This window comes from Pseudomonas sp. SDT291_1_S447 (genome assembly GCF_054070155.1).
Genome location: NZ_JBSVXS010000218.1, coordinates 1 through 4,491 on the forward strand (window position 1 = coordinate 1; position 4,491 = coordinate 4,491).

Consider the following 4,491-nt stretch of genomic DNA (forward strand, 5'->3'; position numbering starts at 1 on the left):
GCCTGACACACCGCCATCGCGAGCAGGCTCACTCCTACAGGGGGTCAGCGTCAGGCCTGCAGGTAGCGCAACACCGACTCGCAAATCATCTCGCGATGACGTTGCTTGACGCTTTCATCCGGCAGATCGATCTGAAAAATCTCGCCAAACGTGTGCCGGTTCGATACGCGATAGAAGCAGAACGAACTGATCAGCAAGTGCACATCCAGCGCGTCCAGCCCGGTGCGGAATACCCCCTCTTCAGCGCCACGACGCAGAATCTCACCGAGCGAATCGAGGATGGTGTTGTTCATCGCCTTGATTGCATCGGAACGCTTCACGTATTCAGCGTTGTGGATATTTTCGATGCTGACGATGCGCACGAAATCGACGTTGCGGTCGTGGTGATCGAAGGTGAACTCGACCAATCGGCGAATCGCTTCCACCGGCGCCAGCTCGGCCAGGTGCAAACGGTTTTCGGTGCTGCGGATATCACCGTAAAGCTTCTCCAGCACCTCGACGTACAACTGCTCCTTACTGCCGAAGTAGTAATAGATCATGCGTTTGGAGGTGTGGATACGCTCGGCAATTGCGTCGACGCGAGCGCCGGACAAGCCTTGCTGGACGAACTCGACGATCGCCTCCTGCAGGATGTTCTCGCGGGTCTTTTCCGGGTTGTTCTTGCGACTCTTGCGCGGCTCTACAGCGGAAACTTCAGAAGCTGCGGAAAGTTCTGTATTCATCGTCATTGCGGGCTCACGGCCATCACTGCACAGGCGGCGATTATGGGCCGCACAGCACAGTGAAGGAAGCTGCGGGACCTGTGTTTAATCCCGCGTTTACGAATTTCCTACAACTTCGCCTGGCGCACTGCACCACTGCGTGATTTGGCCATGGCCGCCAGACGCACCGCGACGTTCGCTGCGCCGTAACCGGCATAGCCGTTTTTGCGCTGGATGATCTCGAAGAAGAAACGCCCTTCGAACGGCTCGGTGTAGACGTGGAACAGCTCGCCACCCTGCGCATCACGGTCGTACAAGACGTTGTAATACGCCAGTTCGCTGAGGAATTCGTCGTCGAAATCGAAGCGCGCAGCAAGGTCGTCGTAATAGTTCAGCGGGATATCCAGTAATGGCACGCCGGCTTCTTTGGCGCGGCTGACTTCGGCGAAGATGTCGTCACAATCGAAGGCGATATGGTGCACACCCGAGCCACGGTAACTCGACAACGCGTGGGAGATCGCGGTGTTGCGGTTCTCGGAAATGTTCAGCGGCAAGCGGATCGAACTGTCGCGACTGCGCAATGCGCGGCTCTTCACCAGCCCATACGGATCGGGCAGTACCACTTCATCGTCCGCCTCGAAATCCAGCAGGCTCTTGTAGAACAGCACCCAACTGTCGAGGCTGTCGGCCGGCAGCGCCATGGCCATGTGATCGATACGCTTGAGACCGCCACGGGCCGGGGCATCTGCCAGCAGATTGAAATCGGTGCCGTAGACATCAGCCTGTTCATCGACCAGATAGATCAGGCTACCGTCCGGGGCCCGCACTGCCGCCAGCTCCAGTTCATTGGGGCCGACCAGTCCGCGATAGGGCTGACCTTTGTAAGCGACGGCGCGGGCTAACGCACTGGCACTGTCCTTGACCCGCACAGCGGTGGCGCACAGCGACGGGCCGTGAGCCTCGAAAAAGCTGTGAGCGAAGGAATAGGGTTCAGAGTTGAGGATCAGATTGATGTCGCCCTGACGTAGCAGACTCACGCTCTTGGAGCGGTGCTGCCCGGCCTTGACGAACCCGAGGCGCTCCAGCCAGTTCGACAGCTTGGCGCCGAGGCTTTCATCCACGGCGAACTCAAGAAACTCGATGCCGTTGTACTCGCTGGCCTTCGGCGTTTCGAAGAGAATTTCGCGGTTGGCCACAGGTTTGGTTTCCTGCTCAAGACGCTGGCGGGTCTTCTCTTCCAGATACAGCAGCGAGCGCAAACCGTCGGCGGCATTGGCCCGTGGCGGTGCGGCGCGGAAGCCGTCGTTGAAGATTTCCAGCGACAGCGGCCCGGTGTAACCGCTTTGAATGATCGGCGCGAGGAACCCCGGCAAATCGAATTCGCCCTGCCCCGGGAAACAGCGGAAGTGCCGGCTCCACTCCAACACGTCCATCTGCAGGATCGGTGCATCAGCCATTTGTACGAAGAAGATCTTCTCGCCCGGAATGTTGGCAATAGCGCTTGGATCGCCCTTCAACGACAAGGTGTGAAAACTGTCGAGCAATACGCCGAGGCTCGGGTGATCGGCCTGACGCACGATGTCCCAGACCTGTTGATAAGTGTTGACGTGACGGCCCCACGCCAGCGCTTCGTAACCAATGCGCAAGCCACGCGCGCCAGCGTGCTCGGCCAACAGGCGCAGATCATCGACTAGAATTTGCTGATCGCCGACGCTGTCGGCCGAGGCGTTACTGCAGACCAATACCAGGTCGGTACCCAGTTCCTGCATCAGGTCGAACTTGCGCTCGGCCCGCTCGAGATTGCGCGCGAGGCGATCGCGGCGGCAGCCTTCGAAATCGCGGAACGGCTGAAACAGGGTGATGGCGATACCGAGGTCGGCGCACATCTGTTTAATTTCCCTCGGACTGCCGTCGTAGTACAGGAGGTCGTTTTCGAAAATCTCCACCCCGTCGAACCCGGCGGCGGCAATGGCTTCGAGTTTTTCCGGCAGGGTGCCGCTCAAGGAAACGGTGGCAATGGAACGCTGCATGTTTCAACTCCCGGACTGCGCCGCTTTATCTTTACTGTAGGAGCCGCGAAAGCCTGCAATCGTTTGATCTTTATTGCGGAAAGCAAAATCAAAAGATCGCAGCCTGCGGCAGCGCCTACACAGGATGGTTTTTATAGTGAGGGAAATTATTGGCTGCATCCCCGCGCGCAGCAATTTAAAGTGTACTACCCGGTTAGTTTTGCGTGCGATTATCGAACACAATGGCGGTTTGGCGAATTGACGATTTTTCGTCCACTGCCCAACATCGACTGCACATTGAGTCCGGATCTGAACCGCCGGTCGCAGCGTGCAAGTAAAAAGCACACCAAATAACAAATCCAAAAACGGGTGGAACACATGATTCCTTCACAGACTTCCCGCATGGCTCCGGCCATGAGCACTGCCACGGGTGGCATCGGCGACAAGATCCGCGGCGCCATGGCTGTCGGCAAGACCCGTTGGGGCATGCTGGCGCTGGTGTTTTTCGCCACTACCCTGAACTACATCGACCGCGCCGCCCTCGGCGTCATGCAGCCAATCCTCGCCAAGGAAATGAGCTGGACGGCGATGGATTACGCCAACATCAACTTCTGGTTTCAGGTCGGCTACGCGATCGGTTTCGTCCTGCAAGGTCGCTTGATCGACCGGGTCGGCGTCAAACGCGTGTTCTTCTGCGCCGTGCTGCTCTGGAGCCTGGCCACCGGCGCCCACGGTCTGGCGACGTCGGCCGTTGGCTTTATGGTCTGCCGATTTATTCTCGGTCTGACTGAAGCGGCGAACTACCCGGCCTGCGTGAAAACCACGCGCCTGTGGTTCCCGGCCGGCGAACGTGCAGTCGCCACCGGCATCTTCAACGCCGGCACCAACGTCGGCGCGATGTTCACGCCGATGCTGCTGCCGCTGGTCCTGCATGTCTGGGGCTGGCAAGCGGCGTTCCTGTGCATGGCGGCACTGGGCGGTATCTGGTTGCTGTTCTGGGGCTTGAAATACTTCAACCCGGAAGATCATCCGAGCGTTAAACAATCCGAACTGGACTACATCCAGCAAGAAGTCGAACCGGAACAGGCCCGCGTACCGTTCTCGAAGATTCTGCGGATGCGCGGTACCTGGGCCTTCGCCCTCGCCTACTCGCTGACCGCGCCGGTGTTCTGGTTCTACCTGTACTGGCTGCCGCCGTTCCTCAATCAGCAATACAACCTGGGCATCAACGTCACCCAGATGGGTATTCCGCTGATCATCATCTACGTCACGGCCGACTTCGGCAGCGTCGGTGGCGGCATTCTGTCTTCGTTCCTGATCGGTCGCGGGATGAACTCGATCAAAGCGCGGCTACTGTCGATGTTCCTGTTTGCCTGCTGCATCATCGGCGTGGTCATGGCGGCCGGTTCAGCCAATCTGTGGGTTGCAGTCGCGGCGATCTCTCTGGCCATCGGTGCGCACCAGGCCTGGACGGCGAACATCTGGAGCCTGGTGATGGACTACACGCCCAAGCACATGATGAGCACGGTGTTCGGTTTCGGTGGTATGTGCGCAGCCATCGGCGGGATGTTCATGACCCAGATCGTCGGCCATATCCTCACCGTGACCAACAACAACTACACCGTGTTGTTCACGCTGATTCCGGCGATGTATTTCATTGCGCTGACGTGGATGTACTTCATGGCACCGCGCAAGATTCCTACCATCACCGAGTAACCTGCCTACACAACGCTACCTGTAGGAGTGAGCCTGCTCGCGATGGCTTAGTGTCAGTCAATAAC

3 protein-coding genes are annotated in these 4,491 nt (G+C 58.5%); 1 reads left to right on the forward strand and 2 read right to left on the reverse strand.

The features are described 5' to 3' along the window. Window positions 1-50: 50 nt before the first annotated feature. A complete protein-coding gene (locus ACW9IR_RS28785) occupies window positions 51-728 on the reverse strand; it encodes a TetR family transcriptional regulator (protein ID WP_095121665.1) in 678 nt (225 codons plus the stop codon). Between the two features lie 101 nt (window positions 729-829). Continuing rightward, window positions 830-2,731, reverse strand: coding sequence for a 3-dehydroshikimate dehydratase QuiC (quiC, locus tag ACW9IR_RS28790; RefSeq protein WP_457466000.1), 1,902 nt, complete (start codon window positions 2,729-2,731; stop codon window positions 830-832). 357 nt (window positions 2,732-3,088) lie between these two features. Here quiC and ACW9IR_RS28795 point away from each other — a divergent pair, with 357 nt between their 5' ends. Continuing rightward, window positions 3,089-4,426 carry an MFS transporter gene (locus ACW9IR_RS28795; protein ID WP_016986167.1) on the forward strand — a complete coding sequence of 446 codons (1,338 nt, stop codon included), beginning with the start codon at window positions 3,089-3,091 and terminating at the stop codon, window positions 4,424-4,426. The last annotated feature ends 65 nt before the right edge of the window (window positions 4,427-4,491 follow it).

Bases quoted from the DNA above. Each gene is read 5' to 3' on its own strand.
- ACW9IR_RS28785 (WP_095121665.1), bottom strand. From the start codon at position 728: ATGACGATGAATACAGAACTTTCCGCAGCTTCTGAAGTTTCCGCTGTA.
- quiC (WP_457466000.1), bottom strand. From the start codon at position 2,731: ATGCAGCGTTCCATTGCCACCGTTTCCTTGAGCGGCACCCTGCCGGAA.
- ACW9IR_RS28795 (WP_016986167.1), top strand. From the start codon at position 3,089: ATGATTCCTTCACAGACTTCCCGCATGGCTCCGGCCATGAGCACTGCC.